General features: G+C 72.9%; 24 protein-coding genes. 13 read left to right on the top strand and 11 right to left on the bottom strand.

Annotation, left to right across the window (positions count from 1 at the left end; translation table 11 throughout):
- The first annotated feature begins 17 nt into the window (after positions 1-17).
- The 4 genes from ACZ6NZ_RS27385 (at position 18) to ACZ6NZ_RS27370 (ending at position 2,836) form a co-directional block, all read left to right on the top strand.
- Positions 18-236, top strand: a complete 219-nt coding sequence (locus tag ACZ6NZ_RS27385; RefSeq protein WP_366608828.1) for a hypothetical protein — start codon at positions 18-20, stop codon at positions 234-236.
- Positions 237-309: 73 nt separating this feature from the next.
- Positions 310-459: a hypothetical protein gene (locus ACZ6NZ_RS27380; protein ID WP_465860874.1), complete on the top strand. Its 150-nt coding sequence runs from the start codon at positions 310-312 to the stop codon at positions 457-459.
- Positions 456-1,715 (top strand): M48 family metalloprotease, encoded by a 1,260-nt coding sequence (locus ACZ6NZ_RS27375; protein ID WP_465860873.1) that lies wholly within the window; start codon positions 456-458, stop codon positions 1,713-1,715. Before ACZ6NZ_RS27380 ends, ACZ6NZ_RS27375 begins: the two co-directional genes overlap by 4 nt.
- Entirely contained in the window at positions 1,712-2,836 is a 1,125-nt protein-coding gene (locus ACZ6NZ_RS27370; RefSeq protein WP_465860872.1) for a glycosyltransferase family 4 protein, read from the top strand. The genes ACZ6NZ_RS27375 and ACZ6NZ_RS27370 overlap by 4 nt, the downstream gene beginning before the upstream one ends.
- A 13-nt stretch (positions 2,837-2,849) precedes the next feature.
- On the opposite strand, the gene ACZ6NZ_RS27365 is transcribed toward ACZ6NZ_RS27370, so the two are convergent.
- The 7 genes from ACZ6NZ_RS27365 to ACZ6NZ_RS27335 all read right to left on the bottom strand — a co-directional run bounded on the left by ACZ6NZ_RS27365 (position 2,850) and on the right by ACZ6NZ_RS27335 (position 11,527).
- Positions 2,850-3,512, bottom strand: coding sequence for a lysophospholipid acyltransferase family protein (locus tag ACZ6NZ_RS27365; protein WP_465860871.1), 663 nt, complete (start codon positions 3,510-3,512; stop codon positions 2,850-2,852).
- Between the two features lie 20 nt (positions 3,513-3,532).
- On the bottom strand, positions 3,533-4,117 hold the full coding sequence (locus ACZ6NZ_RS27360) for a TetR/AcrR family transcriptional regulator (RefSeq protein ID WP_465860870.1): 585 nt from the start codon (positions 4,115-4,117) through the stop codon (positions 3,533-3,535).
- 476 nt (positions 4,118-4,593) lie between these two features.
- The gene (locus ACZ6NZ_RS27355; RefSeq protein ID WP_366609036.1) at positions 4,594-6,252 is read right to left on the bottom strand and encodes a putative bifunctional diguanylate cyclase/phosphodiesterase; all 1,659 of its coding nucleotides are present in this window, start codon (positions 6,250-6,252) and stop codon (positions 4,594-4,596) included.
- Between the two features lie 79 nt (positions 6,253-6,331).
- Positions 6,332-7,141: an SAM-dependent methyltransferase gene (locus ACZ6NZ_RS27350; RefSeq protein ID WP_366609035.1), complete on the bottom strand. Its 810-nt coding sequence runs from the start codon at positions 7,139-7,141 to the stop codon at positions 6,332-6,334.
- A 189-nt stretch (positions 7,142-7,330) separates the two neighbouring features.
- A complete protein-coding gene (locus ACZ6NZ_RS27345) occupies positions 7,331-7,999 on the bottom strand; it encodes a response regulator transcription factor (protein ID WP_030337723.1) in 669 nt (222 codons plus the stop codon).
- A 7-nt stretch (positions 8,000-8,006) separates the two neighbouring features.
- Entirely contained in the window at positions 8,007-9,698 is a 1,692-nt protein-coding gene (locus ACZ6NZ_RS27340) for a sensor histidine kinase (protein ID WP_357229566.1), read from the bottom strand.
- Positions 9,699-9,712: 14 nt separating this feature from the next.
- Positions 9,713-11,527 carry an AMP-dependent synthetase/ligase gene (locus ACZ6NZ_RS27335; RefSeq protein WP_465860869.1) on the bottom strand — a complete coding sequence of 605 codons (1,815 nt, stop codon included), beginning with the start codon at positions 11,525-11,527 and terminating at the stop codon, positions 9,713-9,715.
- A gap of 118 nt (positions 11,528-11,645) precedes the next feature.
- Between ACZ6NZ_RS27335 and ACZ6NZ_RS27330 the strand changes: the two genes are divergently transcribed.
- From ACZ6NZ_RS27330 to ACZ6NZ_RS27305, 6 genes are all read left to right on the top strand, one after another.
- Positions 11,646-12,101, top strand: coding sequence for an SRPBCC family protein (locus ACZ6NZ_RS27330; RefSeq protein WP_366608821.1), 456 nt, complete (start codon positions 11,646-11,648; stop codon positions 12,099-12,101).
- A 31-nt stretch (positions 12,102-12,132) separates the two neighbouring features.
- The gene (locus ACZ6NZ_RS27325) at positions 12,133-12,837 is read left to right on the top strand and encodes a hypothetical protein (RefSeq protein ID WP_465860868.1); all 705 of its coding nucleotides are present in this window, start codon (positions 12,133-12,135) and stop codon (positions 12,835-12,837) included.
- A 76-nt stretch (positions 12,838-12,913) separates the two neighbouring features.
- The gene (locus tag ACZ6NZ_RS27320) at positions 12,914-13,861 is read left to right on the top strand and encodes an ROK family glucokinase (protein ID WP_465860867.1); all 948 of its coding nucleotides are present in this window, start codon (positions 12,914-12,916) and stop codon (positions 13,859-13,861) included.
- A 12-nt stretch (positions 13,862-13,873) separates the two neighbouring features.
- Positions 13,874-14,566 carry an endonuclease/exonuclease/phosphatase family protein gene (locus ACZ6NZ_RS27315; RefSeq protein ID WP_465860866.1) on the top strand — a complete coding sequence of 231 codons (693 nt, stop codon included), beginning with the start codon at positions 13,874-13,876 and terminating at the stop codon, positions 14,564-14,566.
- 117 nt (positions 14,567-14,683) lie between these two features.
- Entirely contained in the window at positions 14,684-16,090 is a 1,407-nt protein-coding gene (locus tag ACZ6NZ_RS27310; RefSeq protein WP_465860865.1) for a flavin-containing monooxygenase, read from the top strand.
- A gap of 79 nt (positions 16,091-16,169) precedes the next feature.
- The gene (locus ACZ6NZ_RS27305) at positions 16,170-16,964 is read left to right on the top strand and encodes an alpha/beta hydrolase (RefSeq protein ID WP_357199736.1); all 795 of its coding nucleotides are present in this window, start codon (positions 16,170-16,172) and stop codon (positions 16,962-16,964) included.
- Between the two features lie 19 nt (positions 16,965-16,983).
- Here the strand turns inward: ACZ6NZ_RS27305 and ACZ6NZ_RS27300 are convergent, their stop codons facing one another.
- Positions 16,984-18,480 (bottom strand): alpha,alpha-trehalose-phosphate synthase (UDP-forming), encoded by a 1,497-nt coding sequence (locus ACZ6NZ_RS27300; protein ID WP_465860864.1) that lies wholly within the window; start codon positions 18,478-18,480, stop codon positions 16,984-16,986.
- Between the two features lie 159 nt (positions 18,481-18,639).
- Positions 18,640-19,491: a DUF308 domain-containing protein gene (locus ACZ6NZ_RS27295; protein ID WP_465860863.1), complete on the bottom strand. Its 852-nt coding sequence runs from the start codon at positions 19,489-19,491 to the stop codon at positions 18,640-18,642.
- A 352-nt stretch (positions 19,492-19,843) separates the two neighbouring features.
- On the opposite strand from ACZ6NZ_RS27295, the gene ACZ6NZ_RS27290 reads away from it, so the two are divergent.
- Both ACZ6NZ_RS27290 and ACZ6NZ_RS27285 read left to right on the top strand, forming a co-directional pair.
- On the top strand, positions 19,844-20,305 hold the full coding sequence (locus tag ACZ6NZ_RS27290) for a hypothetical protein (protein WP_465860862.1): 462 nt from the start codon (positions 19,844-19,846) through the stop codon (positions 20,303-20,305).
- Between the two features lie 122 nt (positions 20,306-20,427).
- A complete protein-coding gene (locus ACZ6NZ_RS27285; RefSeq protein ID WP_465860861.1) occupies positions 20,428-21,120 on the top strand; it encodes a lysophospholipid acyltransferase family protein in 693 nt (230 codons plus the stop codon).
- A gap of 23 nt (positions 21,121-21,143) precedes the next feature.
- Here ACZ6NZ_RS27285 and ACZ6NZ_RS27280 read toward each other — a convergent pair whose 3' ends face one another.
- Complete coding sequence (locus ACZ6NZ_RS27280) at positions 21,144-24,635, bottom strand: AAA family ATPase (RefSeq protein WP_465860914.1); 3,492 nt, start codon at positions 24,633-24,635, stop codon at positions 21,144-21,146.
- Positions 24,636-24,771: 136 nt separating this feature from the next.
- On the opposite strand from ACZ6NZ_RS27280, the gene ACZ6NZ_RS27275 reads away from it, so the two are divergent.
- Complete coding sequence (locus ACZ6NZ_RS27275; protein ID WP_366608812.1) at positions 24,772-25,029, top strand: hypothetical protein; 258 nt, start codon at positions 24,772-24,774, stop codon at positions 25,027-25,029.
- Positions 25,030-25,290: 261 nt separating this feature from the next.
- Here the strand turns inward: ACZ6NZ_RS27275 and ACZ6NZ_RS27270 are convergent, their stop codons facing one another.
- On the bottom strand, positions 25,291-25,983 hold the full coding sequence (locus ACZ6NZ_RS27270) for a Crp/Fnr family transcriptional regulator (RefSeq protein WP_091407574.1): 693 nt from the start codon (positions 25,981-25,983) through the stop codon (positions 25,291-25,293).
- Between the last annotated feature and the right edge of the window lie 35 nt (positions 25,984-26,018).

Genomic DNA, 26,018 nt, shown 5'->3' with positions numbered 1-26,018 from the left:
GCCGATCAGGAGGCGTGATGCTCATCGACTGCGACGGGTGCGCGAAGCGGGCCGACGGCTGTTCCGGCTGCCCGCTGACCGCCCTGTTCGACGAGACGTCCCCGGCGGCCGGGTTGGTCGCCGCCGAGGTCGAGGCCATCGAGGTGCTCGCCCGGGCCGGCTTCGACGTGGAGGTGCTGGCCGCCCCCGCGCGCCCGGAGGCCGCTCCCCGCCATCCCACCCGCCGGGTCGCCTGAGCGTTCCACCGCGCCCGGAAGCAGGCTTCTCGCGGGCCATAGGATGAGCGGTCACGGCGGGAGGAGCGGCGCGATGAGCGAGGTACGGCGGGACGACGGCGGGCTGGTCGGCGGCGCTGCGTCCGGTGGCGTTGCGTCCGGTGGTGCCGCTTCCGGTGGTGTTGCGTCCGGTGGTGCTGCTTTCGGTGGCGGCGATCCGACCCGCCGGGCGGTGACGCGGTGACCCCGCGGGGTTGGGCGCTGCTGACCCTGGCCGGGCTGGCCCTCGCACTGGTCGTGCTGGCCGCGCTGCTCATCCCGTGGCACCGCCCGCCGGCACCCCGGGCCGACCAGCTCGCCGCGCTGGGCGACCTGCCGGCCGAGCAGGTGGCCAAGGGGCGGGAGTTCCGGGCCGCGCTGCGTCCCGGTGGCTACACCGCGCTCGCCGTTGGGCTGCTGATCGCCCTCGCGCTCGGGTTGACCCCGCTGGGCAGTCGCCTGGTCGAGCTGGTCGGCCGGCCCTTCGGTGGGCACTGGGCGGCGCAGGCTGTGCTCGGCGGGCTGGCGGTGGTGCTCGTCGCCGACCTGGTGACGCTCCCGTTCGCCGCCTGGCGCCAGAGCGTGCTCACCCGCTACGGGCTGAGCACCAACGGTTGGAGCGGCTGGGCCGTCGACCTGCTCAAGTCGTACGCCGTCAGCGCGGTGATCGGCGCGGTGGCGTTGTTCGGCTTCTACGCGGTCATCCGGCTCGCGCCCCGGTGGTGGTGGGCGTTCGGTGCGGCCGGCGCCGCCGTGCTCGTGGTGCTGCTGTCGTTCGTGCTGCCGGTGCTGGTGGAGCCGGTGTTCAACCGGTTCACCCCGATGGAGCAGGGCCCGTTGCGCACCGAGCTGATGAGCATGGCCGCCCGCGACGGGGTGCCGGTGCGTGACGTGCTGGTCGCCGATGCCTCCCGGCGCACCAGGGCGGTCAACGCGTACGTCTCCGGTCTCGGGCCGACCCGACGGGTGGTCGTCTACGACACACTGCTGCGCGAGGCGACCCCGGCCGAGGTGACCGCCGTCGTGGCGCACGAGTTGGGGCACGCGAAGGACTCCGACGTGGCGACCGGCACGCTGACCGGGGCGCTCGGTGCCGCGGCGGCCGTGGTGGCGCTCTACCTGCTCGGCTCGTGGGGGCCGCTGCTGCGGCTGGCCGGTGTCGACTCGGTGGCCCAACCCCGCGCGTTCCCGCTGCTGGTCGCCCTGGTCACGGTGGCCGGGCTGGTTGCCGCGCCGGTGCAGGCGCTGATGTCCCGACGGGTGGAGGCGCGGGCCGACGCGCACGCGCTCGCGCTCACCAACGACCCGGAGTCCTTCGAGTCGATGCAGCGCCGGCTCGGCTCGGTCAACCTCGGCGACCCCGACCCGCCCCGCTGGGAATACCTCTACTCGGCCTCACACCCGTCCACAGTGGAGCGGATGGCCGCCGCCCGCGCGTACGCCCGGGAGGCCGGCCGATGAACCGCACCCTGCTGATCACCAATGACTTTCCGCCCCGCCCGGGTGGGATCCAGTCGTTCGTGCACCACCTCGCGGTCCGTCAACCGGCCGGCTCGGTGGTCGTCTACGCGTCGAACTGGCGCGGGGCGGCGAAGTTCGACGCCGACCAGCCGTACGAGGTGATCCGGGAACGCACCCGGGTGTTGCTGCCCACCCCGTTGATCGCCCGCCGGGCGGCCCGGTTGGCTCGCGCGTACGACTGCGACACGGTGTGGTTCGGCGCGGCGGCCCCGTTGGGTCTGCTCGCGGCCGGGCTGCGGCGGCGGGCCGGCATCCGTCGGGTGGTGGCGCAGACCCATGGCCACGAGGTCGGTTGGGCGGCCGTGCCGGCCGCCCGGCCGGCGCTACGGCGCATCGGTCGGGGTGTGGACGTGACCACCTATCTCGGCGAGTACACCCGCAGCCGGTTGGCCCGGGTGCTGGACGGGGTGACCGAGCTGCGCCGCCTCGCGCCCGGGGTCGACGTGGACACCTACCACCCGAGCGTGGACGGTGAACAGGTCCGGGCCCGGCTCGGCCTGACCGACCGGCCGGTGGTCGTCTGTGTGTCCCGGCTGGTGCCGCGCAAGGGCCAGGACACCCTGATCCGGGCCCTGCCGGAGATCCGCCGCCGGGTGCCCGACGCGGCGCTGCTGATCGTCGGTGGCGGGCCGTACCGGGCGACCCTGGAGAAGCTGGCCCGCCAGAGCGGGGTGGAACGGGACGTGGTGTTCACCGGCACGGTGCCGTCGGTCGAGTTGCCGGCGCACTACGCGGCCGGTGACGTCTACGCGATGCCGTGCCGCACCCGCAACCGTGGCCTCGACGTCGAAGGGCTGGGCATCGTCTACCTGGAGGCATCCGCGACCGGCCTGCCGGTGGTGGCCGGTGACTCCGGGGGAGCGCCGGATGCGGTCCGGGAGGGGGAGACCGGCTACGTCGTGGGCGGTCGGGACATCGCCCAACTCGCCGATCGGGTCGCCCGGCTGCTCGCCGACCGGGACCTGGCCCGTCAGCTGGGCGCGGCCGGCCGGGCCTGGGTGGAACGGGAGTGGCGCTGGGAGGCGCAGGCGGGCCGCATGGCGGCACTGCTCGCCGGCTGATCGCCGGCCGCGTTCAGCTCTCCCGGGCGGGCGCGTAGTGCGGCACGTACTCCTGGCCGGTGAGCTGCTGGATCGCCGCCATCACCTCGTCGGTGACCGTCCGGATGTCCCGCGGCCCGTTGATCCGCTCGGCGACCGGGATCGGCGGGCCGAACCGAAGGGTGATCGGGTGGCGACGGGGCAGCCGCGCGTCGACCGGCAGCACCTCGGCGGTGCCGAGCACGCCGACCGGGATGATCGGCACCTCGGCGTCGCGGGCCAGCCGGGTCATCCCGACCCGGCCCCGGTAGAGCCGCCCGTCCGGGGAGCGGGTGCCTTCCGGATAGACGGCGACCAGGCCACCGGAGCGGAGCACCGGGACGGCGGCGTCGAGGGCGCGCAGGGCGGCCCGGCCGTCGGCGCGGTCGACCGGGATGGCGCCCATGCCGGCGACGATCCGCCGGTTGAGCCACCCAGCCGGGCCTCGGCCGTTGAAGTACTCGACCTTGGCCCAGAAGGTGACGTGTCGGGGCGTCGAGGTGACGAGGAACAACTCGTCGGCGACGGACAGGTGGTTGCCGGCGAGGATCGCGCCGCCGTGTCGGGGCAGGTGCTCCAGCCCTTCCACCCGGGGCTGCCAGCCGAACCGCAGCGCGGTGCCGACGGTCAGCTTGGTGACGTCGTACAGCAGGGGCACGTGTCCTCCGGGTCGGTTTTTCAGGCGGGCGTCGGGCCGAGGTGCGCGTCCAACGCGGCGTGCAGCAGGGCATCGTCGTTGGTGGCGCCGGTGGCCAGCGGCAGGCTGCCCCAGGCCCAGAGTTGGGCGATGCCGTGCAGGTTCGCCCAGAGCGCGCCGGCCAGCACCGCCGCGGGCGCGTCGGTGGGCCGGCGTGCCTGCGCCACCAGCTCGGCCAGCATGGCGAAGAGCGGCAGGCTCGTCTCGCGCAGCCGAAGGCGGCCGCTGTCCAGCAGGTCGTGGCGGAACATCAGCTCGAACATGCCGCGGTGGGCCGCCGCGAAGTCCAGGTACGTCCGGGCCAGCGCGGTCAAGCGGGTACGAGGGTCCGGATCGACGTCGCGCAACGTGCGCTCGACCTGGGCGGTGAGGTCGGCGAAGCCCTCCCGGGCGATGGCGGAGAGCAGGTCGACGTGGGTGGGGAAGTAGCGGCGCGGTGCGCCGTGCGAGACCCCGGCGCGCCGGGCGATCTCCCGCAGCGACACCGCCGACTGGCCCTCGCGCAGCACGAGGTCCACCCCGGCGGCCACCAACCGGGCTCGCAGCCCCGTCTCGTCCGCGTCCATAGACAATGTCTACCAGTCGCCGTAGACGGTGTCTACCGCCGGTGCCCTTCGGGCTACGGCGCAGCACGCCTGCCGTCTGTCCGGGTCCCCAGATCCCGTGTGGTGACGTCGGGGTGTCCTGGTACCGGGGGCGAGGGTCGAGACACCGCCGGCCGCCAAGATCCTGCTCGAACCAGGATGTAGTGGCCTCATCGACGTACCGACACCACTACAACCAGGAAATTGCGCGATCTTGCCGGCCGGGACGCTGCGCACAGCCGCACGATCCGCGCAACCTGCGCATGGGGGTGATGACCTGTCGTGGAGTGCGTGACCTGCGCGTGGGCGGGCGTGGTGCGCGCCTGGCGATGTTGGGCATGGGTGGCGCGTGGGCGCTTGGCGCATCGGCGGGTGCAGAGCAAAGGGCGGCCCTGGCGCGACACACCCCCAGCCGCACGGCCCAGGTGGTCGGCGGGGGTGGGGCTCGCCGGGGACGTTCAGCGGATGCGGGCCAGGATGCGATCGGCGGGGGCCGGACGGCCGAAGTGCCAGCCCTGGGCGGCGTCGCAGCCGATCGCGCGCAGCCGCTCGGCCTGCCCGGCGGTCTCCACCCCCTCGGCGGTGACGGTCAGGTCCAGCGCGTGCGCCAGCGAGACGAGGCTGGCGAGGATCCGCTCGTCGGTGCGGCCGACGGAGGGCGACCGCAGGCCGGCCACGAACTCCCCGGCCACCTTCAGCTCGGTCACCGGCAGGTCCCGCAGGTAGGCCAGGTTGCTGTAGCCGGTGCCGAAGTCGTCGATGGCGATGCGGACCCCGAGGTCGGCGAGGACCCGCAGGGCGCGCACCGGCTCCTCGGCGGTGCTCATCATCGTGCTCTCGGTGATCTCCAGCTGGAGCCGCTCCGGCGGCAGGCCGGTCTGCCGCAGCAGCGCCCGGACCTCCTGCACCAACCCGGGTCGGTGCACCTGCCGTACCGCCAGGTTGACGCTGACGAAGGGCGCGGCGGCACCCCCGGCCGACCACGCCTCGGCCTCGCGGCACGCCTCGGCCAACACCCAACCGCCCAGCTGGACGATCAGGCCGGTCTCCTCGGCCAACCCGATGAAGCTGTCCGGGCGCAGCACCCCCAACTCGGGGTGCCGCCAGCGGACCAGCGCCTCCACGCCGACCAGGCTGCCGTCGCGCAGTGAGGTCAGCGGCTGGTAGTCGAGGTAGAACTCGCCCCGCTCCAACGCCGCCGGGATGGCCGCGGAGAGCGCGTAGCGGGCCAGTTCACGTTGGTTGCGCTCGGCGTCGTAGAGCGCCCAGCGTGCCCCACCGGCGGACTTCGCCCAGTGCAGGGTGCTGCCGGCGGCCCGCATCAGGTCCGTGGGGTTGGCCCCGGCGACCTGGCGCTCGACGATGCCGATGCTCGCGGAGATCTGCAACTCGTGCCCGTCGACCAGGGCCGGTGTGCTTACCGCGGCGAGCGCGGTCTCGGCCACCGCCACCATGTCGTCGGTGCCGGCGGTGCGTTCCACCAGGATGACGAACTCGTCGCCGCCGAGCCGGGCCACCAGGTGCTCACCCATGGCCTTGCGCAGCCGCTCGGCCACCGTGGCCAGCAGCAGGTCACCGATCTGGTGCCCCAGCGTGTCGTTGACCACCTTGAAGCGGTCCAGATCCAGGAAGCACACCCCGACCCGCTGCGCGCCCCGGCCCGGTTCGTTGAGCGCGGCGGCGAGCCGTTCGGTGAACAACGTCCGGTTGGGCAGGCCGGTCAGCGGGTCATGGGTGGCCTGATGCCGGAAACGGGCCTCGCTGGCGCGCAGCGCCCGCTCGGCCTGGGTGCGAGCCCGCATGGCGGCGCGGCGGATCGACTCCTGCTCGTCGAGCGTCCGGTCGCGCAGCGCGCGGGCGTAGCCGGTTGCCACGGCCGCCAGCAGCCGGGCCATCCGGTCCTCGACGTCCTCGGCCACCAAGCCCAGGTCGCGGACCAGGCGGAGCTGGATGACCTCGACGGTACGACCCAGTCCCTCGGCGGAAGCGATGTGCGCGGCGACCAACTCGGCGCCGACCCGGTGCCCGGCCCGCAGGTCGAACGGCTCGGTGAGCAACGCCCCGGCCAGTTCCCCGGTGAGCCGGTCCAGCAGGGACTCCAACTGCGCCTGGGTCATCGGTAGGTAGCTGGTGCCGGAAACCGCCTTCGCCCAGGCCCGGGCGAACGTCCCCGGGTAGGGGGCCGCCCCAGGCGACTCAGTCACCGAGGCGCCCGACGCCGCCCATGAAGACCGCGCGCTCGGCGTCCTCCGCGCTCTCCGGGGTGTCCGGTCGCCACTCGGGCACCCAGACCACGCCGGGGTCGAGCAACTCGAAGCCGTCGAAGAGCGCGGTCAGCTCGGCGCGGCTGCGCACCGACAACGGGTTGTCGGTGCGCCGGTAGACCCGCTCCGCCTCGGCGCGCTCGTCCTCGCTGCGCCCGTCGTCGCTGGCCTGCGACAGCACCAGGTAGCTGCCGGGCGCCAACGCCTCTCGCAGCGTCCGCAGCAGCTCCGCCGGCCGGTCGTCGTCGGGGACGAAGTGCAGGACAGCCACGATCATCACGGCCACCGGTTGGCTCAGGTCGAGCAGCTTGTGGACGTCCGGATGGGCCAGGATCGCCTCCGGGTTGCGCAGGTCCTCCTGCACGACCGCGGCCTGCTCGTTGCCGGCGAGGATCTCGCGGCTGTGCGCCACCGCCACCGGGTCGACGTCCACATAGACCACTCGCGACCGCGGGTCGAGCTGCTGGGCGATCTCGTGCACGTTGCCGACCGTCGGGATGCCCGAACCGATGTCCAGGAACTGCCGGATCCCGGCGTCGGCGAGGTGGTGCACGGCGCGACGCAGGAACGCCCGGTTGGCCTGGGCCATCAACGGTGCCTCGGGCACCGCGGCGACCATCGCCTGCGCCGCGGCCCGGTCGGCGGCGAAGTTGTGCGAGCCGCCGAGGTAGTAGTCGTACATCCGCGCGACGCTCGGGCGCTCGATGTCGATGGTGTCGGGTGCCCAGTCCGGCCGCTGCATGCGTTTCACCCCTCGAATCCGCGACGCGAGCTTCATCGCCCGCGCGGGTATTGTGCACCCGCCACGCACGCCAGACCATAGCGTGCCGAAGGTTACCCGCCGACGTCGGTCGATGCGCGACGGTCCGCGCCGGCAGCAGCTGGCGCGGACCGTCGGTCGCGTCGTCCCGCTCGACGAGCGGGGGGCAGGTCAGAACTTGGGCGCGTCCGGTGCCTCGAGCAGGCCCAGCCGCAGCGCGGTCATCAGGGCCTGAGCCCGGTTGGCCGCGCCGAGCTTCTCGTAGAGCTTCGAGATGTGCGTCTTCGCCGTGGACTCGCTGACGAACAGCTGCTTGGCGATGCCCGCCACGCTCATGCCGTCCGCCAGCAGCCGCAGCACCTGCCCCTCCCGGGGAGACAACTGCGGGCCGGACGGGGCGAGCCGGCGCTTCATCGCCTCGGCCAGGTCGGCCGCGGTGAACGCGCTGGGGGAGGAGGCGGCGTGCCGTGCGGCGGCCACCACCTCGTCGGCCGGGGCGGTCTTCGGCACGAAGGCGCTCGCGCCGGCCTCCAGGGCGCCGAAGAGCTGGTCGTCGCCGGCGTACATGGTCAGCACCACGATGCCCATCGACGCGCTGGACTTACGTAGTGCGCGGGTGGCCTCCAGGCCGCTGCCGTCGGGCAGCCGCAGATCCATGATCACCACGTCCGGCTGCAAGGCGCCGGCCTGGCGTACTCCCTCCGCCGCCGTGGCCGCCTCACCGACGACCTCGAACTGGCGGTCGCGCTCGAAGGCGTGCCGCAAACCCTTGCGAATCAGGTCATGATCGTCGACAAGGAGGACCTTGGTACGGGTGGCCGGTATCGGACTTGTGGTCATCCTCGGGTTACTCCCCTTCTGGTGCTGCGCTGCCGCGCACGTTATCGCGCCGGGCCGAGGTGCCGAGAACCACCGCCACGGTCGTGCCGCTGGGTTGCCGCGGCCTGATCTCCAACCGGCCCCGGATACGTTCCGCCCTCTCGGCCATGATCGCAAGACCGTACCGTCCGTCCGGGCGCTGGTCAGCCATCCCCTGACCGTCATCCGACACTTCTATTTGCGCGTACGGGGGGTCGATCTCGCACGTGACCCACAAATTCGACGCCCCGGCGTGCTTGCGCGCGTTGGTCACCGCCTCCTGCGCGATGCGCAGCAACTCGGCTTCGGTGGCGGCCGGCAGCCGGGCGGTGGACTCGTCCAGCGAGAGGTGCACCCGCAGCCCGCCGGACGCGCCGACGGTGCGCGCGTACTCGGCGATCGCCGCGGCCAACCCACCCTGCCGGTCCACCTCGCTGCGCAGCTCGAAGAGGCTCAGCCGCAGCTCCTGGATCACCCGGGTGACCTCGCCGCGCAGCGTACGCAGGGCCTCGGCGGTCTCGTCGGCGTCGTCGAAGACGGTGGCCAGGGCGTTGTCGATGCCGTAGCCGACCATCACCAGTTCCTGGGCCACCCCGTCGTGGATCTCCCGGGCCAGCCGCTGCCGCTCCTCGTTGGTGGCCAGCGAGCGCACCTCGTCGAAGAGCAGCGCCGCCTCCAGTCGCAGCGCGGCCGGGCGGGTCAGCGCGGTCACCCGGGACACCACCGGTGGTGGGTACGCCTGCGTGGCGTCGGCCTCCAGCACCACGAGCCCCACCGTGCGTACGCCGGCGACCAGCGGAATGATCAGCGCGGACACGTCGCCGCCGCGGTGCGAGCGGGACTGCGACCGGGCGGCCGTGGTGGCCTGCTGGGTGGCCCAGGCGTCGGCGATGGCCGAGTCCGCGTCCAGCGTCGTCTCCCAGTCCACCCGGTCGACGCCGGCCTGGGCGAGCACCACGAGGCGACCGCCGCCGCTGGCCGACAACACCGCGCCGCGGTCCGCGCGGGCCACCGTCCGCAGCTCCTCCAGCAGGTGCTCGGAGATGCCGCCGGGGTCCAGGGTCGCTCCGGGCAGTTGCCGGGCCACCGTCCGCAGTTGGGTCAGCAGTCGGGTCGCCTCGGCGTACGGCTGGGGTTTGCCCTCACCGCGGACCGCCATCACCCGGTGCAGCGTGCCGGCGGCGTAGAGCCCCAACGCCGCCAGGATCAGCCACTGCGCGCAGACCGCGAGGTAACCCGGCTGGCCGAGCTGAAGACCACCGTCGACCCGGGTCAGCGCGCCGCTGAGCAGCAGGGTGGCGGCGGTGACCACGAGCAGCGCGGCGCCCTCCGGGAAGCGGCGGCGCAGCGCGGTGACGGTCACCGGGACCGCCAGGTAGGGCAGCACCGCCGAGGCGCCCAGGCCGTCGACGGTGCCACCGATGGACGCCACCGCGGCGACGTGGCTCGCGGCCAGCCCCAGCACCACCACCTCGGCCACCCGGCTCAGCGGGCCGACCAGCCGGTGCTGCGGTGCCAGCAGCGACGGCAGCCCGGCCACCGCCAGCAGCGCGATCCACCACAGCTGGGTGACGTCGCGGGTGGCGAACAGGGTCAGGATGGCGACCAGCGCCAGCATCACCACGCGGGCGGCCGCGGCGAGGGGATGCGGGTGCGGGGCGGTGGCTGTGGATGCGGGCACGTGACGGATGGTAGTCAGCCTCGGTAGATATCGGCGATCTCCGCCGCGTACGTCTTGTGGACAACCTGGCGCTTGACCTTGAGCGACGGGGTCAGCTCGCCGGTCGCCTCGGTGAAGTCGCGCGGCAGGACCCGGAACACCTTGATCGCCTCGGCCTTCGACACAGCCTGGTTCGCGGTGTCGACCGCGGCCTGGATCTCCTTGCGGAGGCCCTCGTGCTCGCGCAGTTGCTCGACGGTGGTGTCGAGGGGCAACCCGGCGTTCTCCAGCCAGGTCGGCAGCGCCTCCTCGTCGACGGTGACCAGCGCCGCGATGAACGGCTTGGCGTCACCGACCACGACACACTGGCTGATCAACGGGTGTGCCCGGACCAGGTCCTCGAGCACCGCCGGGGCGACGTTCTTGCCGCCGGCGGTGACGATCAGCTCCTTCTTGCGACCGGTGATGCTCAGGAAGCCGTCGGAGTCGAGCTGGCCCAGGTCGCCGGTGCGGAACCAGCCGTCGGCGCTGATCGTCTCGCTCGTCGCGGTCTCGTTGCGCCAGTAACCCTGGAAGACCAGGTCGCCGGAGATCAGGATCTCGCCGTCGTCCTCGATGCGCACTGTCACGCCGGGCAGCGGACGGCCGACGCTGCCCATCCGGGTGCCGCTGGGCAGGTTCGCGGCGGCGGCGGGCGAGGTCTCGGTGAGGCCATAGCCCTCCAGGACCGTCACGCCGATGCCCCGGAAGAAGTGGCCGAGCCGGGCGCCGAGTGGCGCCCCGCCGGAGATCGCGTCCCGGCACCGTCCGCCGAGCGCGGCGCGCAGCTTGCGGTAGACCAGCCGGTCGAAGACCACGTGCTGGGCGCGCAGCGCGAGGCCAGGGCCGCCCGGGGTCTCCAGCGCCTCGCTGTAGGCGATGGCGACCTGCTCGGCGCGGGCGAAGATGCCGCCCTTGCCGTCCGCCTCGGCCTTCTGCTTGGCGGCGTTGTAGACCTTCTCGAAGACCCGGGGTACGGAGAGCACGAAGGTCGGCCGGAACGCCTGTAGCTCGGCGACCAGGTTCTTGGTGTCGGCACAGTGCGCCATGGTGGCTCGCGCCTGCACGACGCCGATCTGGATGAGTCGGGCGAAGGCGTGCGCCAGCGGGAGGAAGAGCAGGGTGCTCGCGCCGGCGTTGAAGAGGTTCGGCAGCACCGGCACGGCGTTGGCGATGTCGGCGTACATGTTGCGGTGGGTGAGCACGCAGCCCTTCGGCCGGCCGGTGGTGCCGCTGGTGTAGATGATGGTGGCGAGGTCGCCGGCACGAACGGCCTTGCGCCGCCGCTCGACCTCGGCCAGCTCGACGGTGGCACCGCTGGTGACCAGCTCGTCGACCCCGCCGCTGTCGATCTGCCAGACCTGGCCCAGCTCGGGCAGCCGGTGCCGGACACCGGCGATCAGGGCGGCGTGCGCCTCGCTCTCCACCACGACGGCCACCGCGTTGGAGTCTTCGAGGATCCACGCGGCCTGCTCGGCGCTGGACGTCTCGTAGATCGGCACTGTCACCGCGCCGACGGCCCAGATGGCGTAGTCCAGCAGCGTCCACTCGTAGCGGGTGCGACTCATCAGCCCGACCCGGGCACCGGGCTCGATGCCGGCGGCGATCAGCCCGCGGGCCACGGCGGCCACCTCGTCGCGGAACTCAAGGCAGGTCACCTCGGTCCATTCGGTGACGGTGCCGTCGGCGCGCGGAGTGGGGCGGGCGAACTGGACGGTGTCGGGCGCGACTTCGGCGTTGTCCCAGACCGGATCGGTGAGGTTGGCCGCGTCGCCAACGGTGACGATCGGCGGGACGGAGAACTCGCGCACCTGCACTCCTTCGTGCTCGCACTGGTTGGGCCGGCCGCCGCCGTGGCGTCGGCATGTGTCGAAACCTACCCGGCGGGCGGTCGGGGTGAGACACCCAGGAGGCGGGTAGCCTCCCCCCATGGCGGACTCCTCCACCCAGTCGATCATCATCGGCGCCGCACCGGATCGGGTGACGGCGGTCATCTGCGACTTCGCGCGCTACCCGGAGTGGACCGACGCGGTGCGTCGCGCCGAGGTCGTCGAGGAGTACGAGGACGGCTACGCCAGTCAGGTGCGGTTCACCATCGACGCCGGGGTGATGGCCGACGAGTACGTGCTCGCCTACGAGTACGCCGAGGACCTGTCCCGGATCGAGTGGCACCTGGTCGCGCCCTCGAAGATGCAGAAGGCCCAGCGTGGTTCGTACGACCTGGTGGGTAACGCGGACGGCGGCACGACGGTGACCTACACGCTGGAGGTCGACCTGTCGGTCGGCATGCTCGGGATGTTTCGGCGCAAAGCCGAGAAAATGATCATGGACACCGCGTTGAAGCAGCTCAAGCGCCGGGTAGAAGCAACCGGTGCGGCGCAGTGACGTGTCCGGTGGCACGGTAGAGGAGCCGACGGTGGGCGGAACGGATCCGGGTTCGGCCCGGGAAGAGGCGGAGCGGCTGGTCGCCACCCTGCTGGCAGGGGCGCGACTGGCCTCCGCCGGCTCGGCGGGCGGCGCGTTCGGCTCGTTGGGCGGGATGCTGTCCGGTGTCCTCGGTCACAGCACGGGTCCGGACGCCCGCCCCGCGACGGGTGGTGCTTTCGCCACCGGTTCGGCCGAATGCTGCGTCTGCCCGGTCTGTCGGGGGATCGCCGCGTTGCGCGACCCGAGTCCCGAATTCGCCGAACGGCTCGCCACCGGCGCCGGTGACCTCGCCGCGGGCGTCGCCAGCCTGCTCCGCGCGTTCTCCCCGGCGGAACCGTCCGCGCCGGGGACCGCCGAGCCGGTTGCCGAGCCGAGCACCCCGTCCTCGCCGGCACCCGCCGCGAGCACCGACGACGTGCTCCCCGAGCCACCCCCGAGCGCCCCGCCCACCGCGACCGTAGACGAGCACGTGTGGCGCGATGCCACCCGTACCGGGCATGATTCTCAGCCGGCGCCGGAGCGGGATGTCTGGTCGGTCGCCACCCGGACGGCGGACCCACTCGCCCCGGCCGCCGTACCACCCGTCGACGAGGCCGGGACGGCGACCGTACCGGCGCCGACCACCCGTCCCGCGGTGCCCGCCTCGCGGGTGCCCGACGACGCCGACGCGGAAGCATCGGGCGACGGCGCCTGAGCGCGGGACCTTTCCGACCCGGGCCGGCAGTGGGCCGGGACCGGGCCGGACAGCACAGCAGAGGGGGGCGGTAGCGGTGACGCTGACCATCGGAGTCGACGTCGGTGGCACGAAGGTGGCCGGCGGTGTCGTGGACGACACCGGCACGGTCCTCGTGCAGACCCGACGGGACACTCCCGCCGATGACGTGGCCAAGACCCGCGACGTCATCATCGAGTTGGTCGGCGAACTGGCTGCCGGGCGGACGATCGAGGCCGTCGGCATCGGCGCGGCCGGGTGGATCGACGCCAGCCGTTCGACGGTGCTCTTCGCGCCCAACCTGGCCTGGCGTGACGAACCGCTGCGCGAGTACGTCAGCGAGGCCATCGGGCTGCCCGTGATCGTGGAGAACGACGGGAACGTCGCCGCGTGGGCCGAGTTCCGCTACGGCGCGGCCCGCGACGCCGACGACTCGATGATCATGTTCACCATCGGCACCGGTGTGGGCGGCGGCGTCGTCCTCGGTGGTGACCTGATGCGCGGCGCGCACGGCATCGCCGCGGAACTGGGCCACATGCTGGCCGTACCGGACGGGCACCAGTGTGGCTGCGGCCGGCTGGGCTGCATCGAGCAGTACGCCAGCGGCAGCGCCCTGGTCCGCTTCGCCCGGGCCGGCGCCCGGCAGGAGCCCAACCGGGCCAGCGCACTGCTGAAGCTGGCCGGCGGTGAGGCCGAGGCGATCACCGGCCCGATGGTGACCGCCGCGGCGCAGGGCGGCGACCCGGTCTCCGCCGAGGCGTTCGCCCAGATCGGCCGGTGGCTGGGCACCAGCCTCGCCGACATGGCGCAGATCCTCGACCCGCAGACCCTGGTGGTTGGCGGCGGCGTGATCGACGCCGGTGACCTGCTGCTCGGCCCCACCCGCCGCTCGTACCTCGACGCGCTCGCCCAGCGCGGTCGCCTGCCGGTGGCCGAGGTGCTCCCGGCGGAGCTGGGCAACAGCGCCGGGGTGATCGGCGCCGCCGACCTGGCCCGCCGGATCTGAGGCGGGTCTCCGATGGGCGTGCCGCTGCGCGTGGTGTCGTACAACGTCCACAGCCAGCGCGACGACACCGACGCGCTGGCGGCTGTGGTCCGGGCCGCGACGCCGGACGTGGTGATCGTGCAGGAGGGGCCGCGCCGGTTCCGGTGGCGGCAGAAGTCCGCCACGTTGGCCGAGTCGTTCGGCCTGGTGGTGGCCGCCGGTGGGTTGCCCGCGCTGGGCAACCTGCTCCTGACCAGCCTGCGGGTCCAGGTGTTGGGCACCCGCTGCCAGCGCTTTCCGCTGACCCCGGGCCGGCACCTGCGCGGTGCCGCGTACGCCGACTGCCGCGTCGGTGACGCCCGGTTCACCCTCGCCGGCTCGCACCTGTCCACCGACCCGGCCGAGCGGCCCTCCCAGGCCGCCGAGTTCAAGCGTGGTCTGGACGCGGCGACCAGCCCGGTGCTGGCCGGAGCCGACCTCAACGAGGGTCCGGACGGGCCGGCCTGGGCCACCGTGTCGCGCGGGTTGACCGACGCGGCGGTGGCGGCCGACCGGGCCGAGCGGCTCACCTACTCCTGCGCCGACCCGCGCCGACGCATCGACGCGCTCTTCGTCGCCCCGAGGATCACAGTGGTCGACTACGACGTGGTGGACACCCCGCAGACCCGCCGGGCCAGCGACCACTTCCCGGTCCTGGTCGACCTGCTGCTGCCCGCCGACGGCTGACCCCCGACCCCGGCTCGACCGTCGGCGCCTCCGGCTCAGGACTGGACATCCGGCCCGGTTGTGGAGAGGATTTCGCGGCGACCGGCACGCCTGCCGTACCAAAAGGAGATGTCCCCGGTGTCCACCTCCACCGACCACGGCCGGCCCGACCCGGAGGCGACCTCGCCCACGGCGAACAGCGACGGGCGCCCGGTCTCCGACCGGGGCGACACGGTCTGCGTCATCGGGGCCGGGGCCAGCGGGCTGACCGCCATCAAGAACCTGCGTGAGCACGGGTTCGGCGTGGACTGCTACGAGCGGGAGACGGGCGTCGGCGGCGCCTGGAACTGGCGGCACGACCGCAGCCCCGTGTACGCCAGCACCCACCTGATCTCGTCGAAGCCGTTCACCCAGTTCCCCGACTTCCCGATGCCGGACTCCTGGCCGGACTACCCGCACCACAGTCAGCTGCTGTCCTACTTCGAGCGGTACGCCGACCACTTCGACCTGCGCTCGCACATCTGGTTCGGCACCGAGGTGATCCGGGTCGAGCCCGTCGAGGGGGACCGGTGGGACGTGACCACCCGCTCCACCGGTGGGTACGGCCCCGAGCGCACCGCCCGGTACGCCGCCGTGGTGATCGCCAACGGCCACAACTGGTCGCCGAAGCTGCCCCGCTACGAGGGCCTGGAGGAGTTCCGCGGCGAGATCATGCACGCCTCGTCCTACAAGGACCCGGCGCAGCTGCGCGGTAAGCGGGTGCTGGTGGTCGGCGCCGGCAACACCGGCTGCGACATCGCCGTCGAGGCCGCCCAGCAGGCGTCGCGCTGCTGGCACTCCACCCGCCGGGGCTACTGGTACGCGCCGAAGTACGTCCTCGGCCGCCCCGCCGACCAGGTGAACGACAGCCTGCTGGCGCTGCGGGTGCCGCTGCGGGTGCGGCAGTGGCTCTACCACTGGACGCTGCGGCTGACCGTCGGCGACCTGACCCGCTTCGGCCTGCCCAAGCCCGACCACCGGGTGTACGAGACGCACCCGATCGCGAACAGCCAGCTCGTGTACTACGTGGGCCACGGCGGGATCGGCCCGGTGCCGGACGTCGCCCGGTTCCACCCGTACGCGGTGGAGTTGACCGACGGCCGCGAGATCGACCCCGAGGTGGTCGTCTTCGCCACCGGTTACCTGCCGCGCTTCGAGTTCCTCGACGCGTCGGTGTTCGGTGACAGCGCGGGCGCGGGCCGGCCCACGCTGTGGCTCAACGCGTTCACGCCGGGGCACCCCACCCTGGCCGTCGCCGGTCTGCTGCAACCGGACTCCGGGTTGTTCACCCTGTCGCACTGGCAGACGGTGCTCTTCGCCCGGCTGCTACAGGCCCGCCGGGACCGGCCGGAACGGGCCACGGCGTTCGCGGCCCGGGTGCGGGAGCGGGCGGGGGAGCGGTACTCCGGGCCGGTCAAGGACAGCAGCCGGCACTGGTTCGAGGTCGGGCACGCCGACTATCTGCGCGCCATCCAACGCGCCCTGGTCGAGCTGGAGGGCAAGTGAGCGCGAGGAGTGAGCTTGCGAGCCCCGCAGTCGCGAACGAAAGGCTGGCACGGTGAGCGCGAGTAGCGAGCTGCGGATCATGCGGGGCCGGGAGTGGTCCCGGCCGGTCCGGCCGGCCCGGCGGGAGGTCCTCAGCGCGGTCCCCGAGTTGGAGCAGGGGCGACCGCCGCTGCTGTTCGTACCCGGGTTCGGGCACGGCGCGTGGGCGTTCGCCGAGCACTGGTTGGGCCACGTGGCGTCGCGCGGGTTCCCGGCGTACGCGGTGAGCCTGCGCGGGCACGGTGGCAGCGAGCCGGCGCCGGAGGCGACGCTGCGGGCGTACGCCCACGACGTGGTCCAGGTGGCCGCGAGCCTGCCGCGGCAGGCGGTGCTGGTGGGGCACGGCGCCGGGGCGCTGGTGGTGGCGCACGCGTTGGCCCGCTACCCGGCGCGGGGCGCGGTGCTGGTGGCGCCGGTCTTCGGCGGTTGGGGAGTGCTGGGCGCGGCGTTGCGCCGCAACCCGGCGGGCACGTTGCCGGCGGTGTTCGGCGGGCCGTTGCGGCTCAACCGGGGGCAGTTGTTCAGCCGCGAGTTGCCCGACGAGGAGGCCCGGCGGTATGTCGGACGCCTCGGCCGGGCGGGTCGGCGGGCCCAGTGGGCGCTGCTGGGCGAGCCGGAGGCCGAGCCGGCCGTGGGCGCGCCCCCGGTGTTGGTGCTGGGCAGCCCGGACGACCGGGTGGTGCCGGCGTCGACGTTGACCCGGGTGGCCCGCCGGTACGGGTCGGCCCCGCTGCTCTTTCCCGGCATGGGCCACGACCTGATGCTGGACGCCCGGTGGGCGGAGCCGATCGACGCCATCCTGGACTGGCTGGAGAAGGAGCCGGCAGCGCATTGAGCGGCCAGGCCGCCGGCGGTCAGCCGCCGGCCTGGTGGACGGCCGGGCTGCCCGCCGGGGTGGCCGGTCGGGGCACCCGGGCAGCGCCGTCGGGGCCGGTGTCGGTGCTGGTCAGGCGACTGATCAGGGCACCACCCTCGTCCAGGGCACGCAGGTAGGAGCGGGCCCAGGCCCGGATGTCGTGCTGGTGCAGGTGGGCACGCATGGCCCGCATCCGCTGCACGATGTCGGCCGGGTCGGCCCGTAGCGCCGCGCGCAGGGCCTGTTTGAGCCCTTCCAGGTCGTGCGGGTTGACCAGGTACGCCTGGGACAGCTCGGCGGCGGTGCCGGCGAACTCGCTGAGCAGCAGCGCGCCGGTGTCGTCGACCCGCGCGGCCACGTACTCCTTGGCCACCAGGTTCATGCCGTCGCGTAGCGGGGTCACCGCCATCACGTCGGCGACCCGGTACAGCGCGGCCAACTCGGCCCGGTCGAAGGGCTGGGTGAGGTAGTGGATCGCCGGCTCACCGACCCGACCGAACTCGCCGTTGATCCGGCCGACTTCGCGTTCGATGCGTTCGCGGAGGATCTGGTACTGGCCGACGCGCTCCCGGCTCGGCATCGCGACCTGCACCAGCACGGTGTCGCGGACCTTGACGTCGCCGCTGGCCAGCAACTCGCTGTACGCCTTGAGGCGCTGCTCGATGCCCTTGGTGTAGTCCATCCGGTCCACGCTGAGGACGACCTGGCGGGGATCACCGAGGTCCTGCCGGAGCCGGTGGGCCCGGGCGGCAACGTCCGGGCGGTCGGCGAGCGCGGCCATCTCGGCGGTGTCGATGGAGACCGGGAACGCGCCGATGCGGACGACCCGGTCGTCGATGCCGATCCGCCGGTCGGTGGCCGGCAGCTCCAGCACCCGGGTCACCAACTGGGCGAAGTTGTGCGCTGCCTGCCCCCGCTGGAAACCGACCAGGTCCGCGCCGAGCATGCCGCGCAGCAGTTCAGCCCGACGGGGCAGTTGCATGAACAACTCCGGCGGCGGGAACGGGACGTGCAGGAAGAACCCGATGCGCAGGTCCGGGCGGAGCGCGCGCAGCAGACCGGGGACCAGTTGCAGGTGGTAATCCTGCACCCAGACCACCCCACCCGGCTCGGCCACCTCCGCGGTCGCCTCGGCGAAGCGCTGGTTGACCCGCTGGTACGCCTCCCACCACCGGCGGTGGTGTTGTGGCTGCTCCACCGAGTCGTGGTAGAGCGGCCAGAGGGTGGCATTGGCGAACCCCTCGTAGTGGTCGCGCAGGTCTTCCGGGCTGAGCGCGACGGTGTGCATCCGCACGCCGTCCACGTCCGGCAGGGCGGGGGCCGGCCCGGTGCCACCGGCCCAGCCGACCCAGGTGGCTGGGGTGTGTCGCAGGAGCGGGAGCAGCGCGCTGACCAACCCACCCGGGCTGCGCCGCCACTCGCAGGCCCCGTCGGGGGCCTGATTGTCGTCGATGGGGAGGCGGTTGGCCACCACCACGAGAGAACTCTGTCGCATCTCGGGCATTCCGATCAGCAGAGGACTGACCGCCGCGAGCAAGGAAAAACCGGTCAGTCAGCGGGGGAAGTGACGTACAGCGGTATTCCTACTGACAGTAAGTTACACCACTGTTACGCGCCCGGCGGGGCGCTGCTGTCTCGGGATGCGGGCCGACCGTCAGACGACGGCGCCGTTGTCCGGGTCGTCCTCGTCCTCGTCGCCGGGGCGCAGCCGCCAGATCAGCGTGACGAAACCGGCCAGGATGCCGGTGAACCCGAACAGCGTGACCGCCGAGCGGTCGATCGGGAGCAGCCACGGGAAGAGGAACAGCACGAACCCGACGACCACCCCGAGTACGCCGATCACCGCGTACTTGCTGACCCGCGGCAGCGGCGGCGGTGGCGGCGGGTGGTAGCCCTCGTCGTCCTCGTCGTCGGGCAGGTCGGCGCCGAAGGTGTCCAACCCGTCCAGCAGCGACGGCTCGTCCGGCCGGGTGCCGCGCCCCACCGAGATTCCGGAGATGTCCGTCGCGGACGGCAGCCGGCGAACGTCGGTGGCGGTCGGACCCGGTTCGTCGGTGCCGGAGCGCGTCAGCGGCCCGGAGGTCGGCTCGTCCCGGGTGTCCCGCTCGTCCACGTCCTCCGAGGCCGGCCACGGGTTGTCACCGGGCGTGGAGGTGGTGTGGAAGCTGGCCACGATCCGTGCCCACTCGGCGTCGATGTCCGGTTCGTCGCGAGCCGGTGGCTGCTCCGGGGCGGTCTCGTCGGCGAGCTGGGTCAGGTAGTCCCGGGCGGTGGTCAGGTGCGAGCGGTCGACGTAGAGCCGGTCGACCGGCCGGGCCGGCACCGTGGTGGTGCGGGTGACCGGGTTGAGGTCGGCGGAGGGCTGGAGGTAGGCGGCGATCCCACCGGCGGCCAGCACGTCGAGCAGGTGCTCACCGACGCGCGGATCGACGTCGCCGACGACGGCGTACTCGTTCGCGTCGAGCCCGTTGTCCCGCCGTCCCCGGCGGGCCCCACCCGCTGACACCCGGACATCCCCCTTTAACGCGCCTTCCGGCGCGGCCACCTCTGCCCCTCGACGCCCGACGGCACGCCGTGCTTTGAATCGTGACACGTCAGGACCCGGTTCCGGGAGTGCGTTGTGTCGCGTCTTCCAAAGTCACGGCTGCTACCGCAGGTCGCGGCGGGGCTCCTTTGTCCGTTCTTGCGCGACACGTGCGATCGGTGATCGTTGGCAGCGGGGCGATGCGACACGCCGAGCGTCGCCCTGCTGACCTGCCAGCGATCGATGAGTGCGGAGAGGCCCACGTGACGGATGGTGAACACGAATACCTACAGTGGAAGGGCGGGGAGTGACAGCCGTGCACTGAGGGGTTGAGATGGATCTGGCGCTGGGCATCACCCGCTGGCTGGCTGGTCCCGTCGCGAAGGTCGTCGACGCCGACGGCGAGACGCCCGAGGAGCGCCGCGCCGAGGTGATCGAGCACGCGAGCCTGCCGGGGGACGACCTGGCCGACCTCGGCCTGCGGCACGTCACCCTGGCGGCCGCCTGGTTCGTCCTGTTCGGGGTGACGTTCATCCTCGGGGCGCTCGTCCTGGTCCCGGTGTCCGTCTTCGCCGACGAGCAGGTCAAGGACCTGGCGTTCGACGTCGGCGAGTGGGCGATCTTCTTCCCCTTCTGGATGATGGCCGTGCACGCCGCGAAGATGCTGCTGGTCTGGTATCTGCCCGAGCGTCTGTGGAACCCCCGGAGCCGGTTGTGGCGGGCGGCGATGCTGGCCCGCTCGCCCGACTACCTGCTCGCGGCCCTGCTGACCGGGGTCAACGCGGTCGCCTGGTGAACGTCAACGGGGTCGACGCCTCGGCTGCGGGCATCGTCCGTTGTGGTGCGAGCGCTCGCTTCGTAGGCTCGTCGGCGACGACGGCTGGCGCTGTCGCGGGCCCACCACGGGAAAGGACGCCGGTGCTCTACTGGCTGCTGAAGTACGTCATCCTCGGTCCGCTGCTCAAGCTGATCTTCCGCCCGCAGGTGGAGGGCCTGGGCAAGGTCCCGGCGACCGGTCCGGTGATCCTGGCCAGCAACCACCTCTCCTTCTCCGACTCGATCTTCACGCCGTTGATCACCGCCCGGAAGGTCACCTTCGTCGCCAAGGCCGAGTACTTCACCGGCAAGGGGATCAAGGGCTGGCTGACCAGGATGTTCTTCGTCGGCACCGGCACGATTCCGGTGGACCGCTCCGGCGGCCAGGCCGCGCGCGCCGCCCTGGACACCCAGTTGCAGGTGCTGCGGGCCGGGGGAGTGGCCGGCATCTACCCCGAGGGCACCCGCTCCCCGGACGGACGGCTCTACCGGGGCAAGACCGGGGTGGCCCGGCTCGCCCTGGAGAGCGGCGCGGTGGTGGTGCCGGTGGCGATGCTCAACGCCGACGAGATCCAGCCCCCGGGCAAGCTCATCCCCAAGATCGATCGGGTGCGGATCCGGTTCGGCGCGCCGCTGGACTTCTCCCGCTACGCCGGGCTGGCCGGTGACCGGTTCGTCGAGCGCGCGGTCACCGACGAGATCATGTACGAGTTGATGGAACTCTCCGGCCGGGAGTACGTGGACGTCTACGCCCAGAAGCTCAAGCAGCCCGTTGCGACGCCGCTGGCCGCCTGACCGCCGCCGGCCCCGGTCGGCGGTCAGGGCAGGTGGAGCAGGGCGGGGGCGTGGTGGCGGTTGGCGAAGTCGTGCAGGCGGGCCCGGGTCGCCGCGGCGGAGGGTGGGTCGGTCTCGGCAAGCGGGCCGATGGCCAGCGCCAGCGTGATGATCTCGTCGGTCACGTCGTTCATCCGGGCGTAGCTCGCCGCCGCCGAGCGCAGCAGGTTCGCCGCGGTCGAGGGATCCCCGGCGTGCCGGGCCAACGTGGCGTCGGCGACCTGACCGGCCGCGTGAGCCCACGGGGTCGTCCGGGGCGCCCGGTCGAGCAACTGTCGGACCAGCCGGGCCGCGTCCGCGCCGAGCACCCCGGCGACGTGCCCGACGGCCGGCACCCACTCCGCGAACGGGATCATCCGGGTCCGTCGCCAGTCCTCGTCCAGCTCCGTGAGCAGCGCCATCGACTCGTCCCGGCGGCCCTGCGCCGCGCGGCAGAGGGCGGCGTGCGCCAGGGTGGAGCGCAGCACCCGGTGGAATCCGGTACGCCGCGCCGCGACCAGCGCCTGTTCGACCAGATCCCCACCCGGTGCGTCCGGCCCTATGGTGTCGTCAGGCCCGTCGGGGCCGACCAGCTCGGCTCCGGCCAGACCGCGCATCCAACCCGAGACGGCCACGATGTGCAGATCCCACTCCGCTGTCGGCCGCCGGGTCGACTCCGCCGCCATCGCCAGCGCCGCCGTCCAGTCACCCGCGTAGTACGACCGCGCCCACTGGTCGGCGAAGTTCGTGGCGAGGCTGTGCTCGCCGCTCAGGTCGAGGGTGAGCTGCTCGTCGACCAACCGGGCCGAGCCGGCCAGGTCACCCTCCTCCTGCAACGCCCAGGCCAGGTTCTGCACCGCCCGGCGGCGACTGGTCAGCCGCTCCACCCGGCAGTGCTCGGTCACCTCCGCCAGCTCCGGGAACGCCTCGGCGGAGCCGGCCAGGTAGCGCGCCACGGCCAGGGTGATGCGCGCGTTGGCCTGGACCTCGCGCAGCTGGAGCCGCTCGGCGAGGGACGCCGCCGCCTGCGCCGCGGTGCACGCCGGCTCGGTCTCCGCGTTGAGCATGTGCACCCGGGCCAGCTCCAGCAGCGCGCCCGCCTTCTCCTGACTGTCCGGCAGGTCGCCGTAGATGCCGATCGCCTGGTCCAGGCAGTGCAGGGTCGCCGACCGGTCGGCCCGACTCCAGGCCGCGGTGGCCAGCAGCGTCCAGGCGCGCGCCGCCCCCGTCCGGTCGCCGCTCGCGGTGAGCCGAGCGGCCAACCGGGAGAGGATGTCCGTGCCCCCCGCCACCAGGAAGGCGTCCCCGTCCCGATAGAACGCCAGCTGGGCGTCGAACAGCTCCAGCGCCGGGTCCGGCCCGACGTCCAGGGCCAGCGCCCGGCCGACCAGCGCGGCGGCGGTGTCCAGCGCGTGCAGCTCGTACGCGCGGCGGGCCGCCCGGTGCAGCGCGGCCCGCGCCGGCGGGGCGTAGGGGGCGGTGTCCAGCCCGACCGTCCGGGCGATCTGGTGCGCCGCCCAGCGATGGTTGGCCAGCACCTCGGCCAGGTCGTACTGCCGGCCGTCGGTGAGCTGTGCCATCCAGTCGGCGGTGCGTTGGTGGCGCAGCACCCGTTCGGCCCGGGGCAGTCGCTGGTAGCAGACGTCGCGTACCAGGATGTGCCGGAACCGGTACTCGGACTTTCCGGGCATCGTCGACGTGCTCTGCTCGTACACCAGGTCGCGACGTTGCAGGCGGTCCAGCGCGCGCTCCACCCACTCCACCGGCCGTCCCAAGGCCATTGCCACCGGTGGGGCCCAGAACACCACGCCGACCACGGCGGCGGCCTGGAGCACCGCCCGGTCGGCCGGGTCCAGCAGGTCGAGCCGATTGGCGATGACCGCCTGCACGGTGCGGGGCATCTCCGCGCCGCCGTCGAGGTCGGGGTGGGCGGTCGCGCCGACCGCGTCGAGCAGGCCGCCGTCCAGCAGCATCCGGGCGTACTCCTGGGCGTAGAGCGGGTTGCCGTCGGCGAACTCGATCAGCGGAGTACGCGAGCTGGACGGCAGCGTCGCCTGCCCGAGCAACAGCGAGTAGAGCGTGTCGATGTCCGTGTCGTGCATCGGCGGCACCGAGATGGACATCGCGCCACTGATCGTGCCGGTCCAGGCCGGGTGTCGTTCCCGCAGCTCCGGCCGGGCGGTCGCCACGACCAGCAGCGGTACGCCGCGGGCTGACGCGCCCAACTGCTCGACGAAGGCGAGCATCGGCTGGTCCGCCCAGTGCATGTCCTCGAAGACCAGCACGGTCGGGTTGGTGGTCGCCAGGGTGATCAGGAACCGCCGCCAGGCGGCCTCGGTCTCACCGGGGGTGAGCCGTTCACCGGGTACGCCGATCAGCGGGCCGAGCGCCTCGGCCAGGCGGGTCGCGTGCGGGTCGGCGAGCTGCCCCAGCCGGGACCGTAGCCGTTCGCGCAGCGCGGTCGGACCGTCGACCTCCGGCACGCCCACCCAGGTCTTCACGATGTCCGACAGGGCGGCCCAGGTGACGTTCTCGCCGAACGGCGGGCACTGCCCGACGAGCCAGGTGATCGGCGGTCCGGGCAGGCTGCCGGCGTGCCGGGCCAGCTCGCGCAGCAGCCGGCTCTTGCCTACCCCGGCCGGGCCGAACACCGTCACCAACTGCGACGTCCGTTCGGTCACCATCCGGTGCAGCGCGTTGACCAGCAGGCCGCGCTCGTGCTCCCGGTCCACCATCGGGGTCAGCTCGGCGCCGCGCGGGTCCCGGTGTGGTCGCACCTGGACGGCCAGCCAGATCCGGCTCACCGCGGAGCGGCCGCGCAGGGTGACCGGTGGTTGGTCCGCGTACTCCATCTCGTGTCGGGTGGCCGACCAGGTGCTCTCGTCGACCACGACGCCGCCCGGCGGGGCGAACCCCTGTAGGCGGGAGGCCGTGTTGACCACGTCTCCGGTCACGAACGCCTGCCCACCGTCGCGGGTGGCGGAGAGGTCGACCAGGGCCTCGCCGGTCGCGATGCCGACCCGGAAGCTCAGCGGCGGCTGCGGACCGGCGGGCTGGCGGGCCAGGCTCCGTTGCAGCTCCAGGCCGGCGCGGACGCACCGCAACGCGTCGTTGTCGGTGGCCACCGGCGCGCCGAACAGCGCCATCGCCGCGTCGCCGATGTACTTCTCGACCACCCCGCCGTACTGGTGCACGATCCGGCGCACCGTGGCGAAGTAGGTCTGCTGCAAGCTGCGGGCCTGCTCCGGGTCGGCCCGCTCCGCGTAGCTGGTGAAGTCCACGATGTCGACGAAGAGCACGCTGACCTGACGCCGGTCCTCCTGCACCGCGACGGCATGGTCGCGCAGCGGTCGACCGCAGCCGGTGCAGAAGTTGACCTCGGTGCTGTTGGCGTGCCCGCAGTGCGCACAGTTGACACCCAGCGGCTGGCCACACCCGCCGCAGAAGCGGTCGTCCGGCCCGGCCGCGCGTGCGCAGTGTCCACACTTGAGGTCGATGTTCAGCTCCGTGGGCGAAAGAGGTCAGTATCGCGCCCGGTCGGCCAGTCGGGTACCCGACGTGCGGACGGGCAACGGCATCGATCGGTCGGGGTTAGTGTTCCGTACCAGGAAGTTTCATGTCAGGGAGAGTGTCGTGCAGGTACGACTGTCCGCCTCGTGGACCGATCCGGGTGGCACGCTCTGGGCGCCGGGCGACACGATCGACGTCGATGCGGTCACTCTCGCCGAACTGGAGGAGCAGGGCATGGTGGAAGAGCCTGAGGGTCAGTCGGGCGGGTCGGGGGAGACCACGACCACCTCGTCGAGCACGTCCACGGCTGGTAAGCCGACCGACCCGAAGAAGATCGGGCCGGGGCCGGGTGCGCCGCCGGCCGACAGCACGGAGAAGTGATCGCCCGGGTGCGGTCGGCGGGCCCTCGGTCCACCGGCCGCACCCGCTCTACGCCGTAGCGTCCCCGGCCCGACAGGCACCATGCACCAACCAGTTCGGGGCGGGCCCCGGCTACCAGTCGGTCGCTGGCCGGGCGCGACCCGCTGAACCCCACGCGCTGAGCCGCGAGCATGGTGACGCCGGCCGCCACTGGCAGCCGGCGCAGCCGTGCATTCGGGTGGGGCCTGTCCAGATCGGACGCTTGAGCGAGGTGCCGGTCGGTCAGCGGTCGGCCATGCCGGCGCGGCGGCGCAGCGCGGCCACGTCGGTCACCACGATCCGGCGGCCCTCGGTGCGCAGCCAGCCACGGCTGGCGAACGAGCCGATCGCCTGGTTGACGCTCTGCCGAGAACCACCGGCCATCTCGGCCAGTTGGCTCTGGTTGAGCTCGATCGTGATCATCGGTGCCTGGCTTTCGCCCGCCAGCCGCACCAGCGTCTTCGCCACCCGACCGGGCAGGTCGAGGAAGACGTGGTCGGCGTTCTGCTCGGTGAGCCGGCGGATCAGCCCGCCCAGTGAGCGCATCACCGCGTCCAGGATGCGGGGGTTGGAGTGCACCAACTCCATGAACGCGCCCCGCGAGAGCGCGAGCGCCGCGCAGTCCTCGATGGCCTCCGCCGAGGCGGACCGGGTGGACGCGTCGAGCAGGGAGACCTCACCGAGCACGTCCGGTGGACGGATAACCGACAGCACGGCCCGCTCGCCGGTGGGCGCGGTGCGAAAGACCGCCACCGCGCCGCGGCGCAGCACGATCAGGGACTCGCCGGGGTCGTTCTCCACGAAGAGCAGTTGGCCCTTGCGGTAGGTGCGCGGAACCGCGGCAGCGATGACGCGCTGCCGCACCTCGGGCTCCAGCCCGGCGAACATCTCGACACCCGTGAGCGCGTCACCCGGCTCCGGCAGGCGAACCTCCACGGCCCAACCCCTCCCCCGGTCATGGACCACAACTC

Source organism: Micromonospora sp. NPDC047756 (genome assembly GCF_055587245.1).
Note: the sequence above shows the minus strand (reverse complement) of the source record. Positions and strands in the feature narration are given on the sequence as shown.

Bases quoted from the DNA above. Each gene is read 5' to 3' on its own strand.
- ACZ6NZ_RS27380 (WP_465860874.1), top strand. From the start codon at position 310: ATGAGCGAGGTACGGCGGGACGACGGCGGGCTGGTCGGCGGCGCTGCG.
- ACZ6NZ_RS27355 (WP_366609036.1), bottom strand. From the start codon at position 6,252: ATGACCCAGGCGCAGTTGGAGTCCCTGCTGGACCGGCTCACCGGGGAA.
- ACZ6NZ_RS27385 (WP_366608828.1), top strand. From the start codon at position 18: ATGCTCATCGACTGCGACGGGTGCGCGAAGCGGGCCGACGGCTGTTCC.
- ACZ6NZ_RS27315 (WP_465860866.1), top strand. From the start codon at position 13,874: ATGGGCGTGCCGCTGCGCGTGGTGTCGTACAACGTCCACAGCCAGCGC.
- ACZ6NZ_RS27360 (WP_465860870.1), bottom strand. From the start codon at position 4,117: ATGGACGCGGACGAGACGGGGCTGCGAGCCCGGTTGGTGGCCGCCGGG.
- ACZ6NZ_RS27290 (WP_465860862.1), top strand. From the start codon at position 19,844: ATGGATCTGGCGCTGGGCATCACCCGCTGGCTGGCTGGTCCCGTCGCG.
- ACZ6NZ_RS27330 (WP_366608821.1), top strand. From the start codon at position 11,646: ATGGCGGACTCCTCCACCCAGTCGATCATCATCGGCGCCGCACCGGAT.
- ACZ6NZ_RS27350 (WP_366609035.1), bottom strand. From the start codon at position 7,141: ATGCAGCGGCCGGACTGGGCACCCGACACCATCGACATCGAGCGCCCG.
- ACZ6NZ_RS27345 (WP_030337723.1), bottom strand. From the start codon at position 7,999: ATGACCACAAGTCCGATACCGGCCACCCGTACCAAGGTCCTCCTTGTC.
- ACZ6NZ_RS27370 (WP_465860872.1), top strand. From the start codon at position 1,712: ATGAACCGCACCCTGCTGATCACCAATGACTTTCCGCCCCGCCCGGGT.
- ACZ6NZ_RS27300 (WP_465860864.1), bottom strand. From the start codon at position 18,480: ATGCGACAGAGTTCTCTCGTGGTGGTGGCCAACCGCCTCCCCATCGAC.
- ACZ6NZ_RS27305 (WP_357199736.1), top strand. From the start codon at position 16,170: ATGCGGGGCCGGGAGTGGTCCCGGCCGGTCCGGCCGGCCCGGCGGGAG.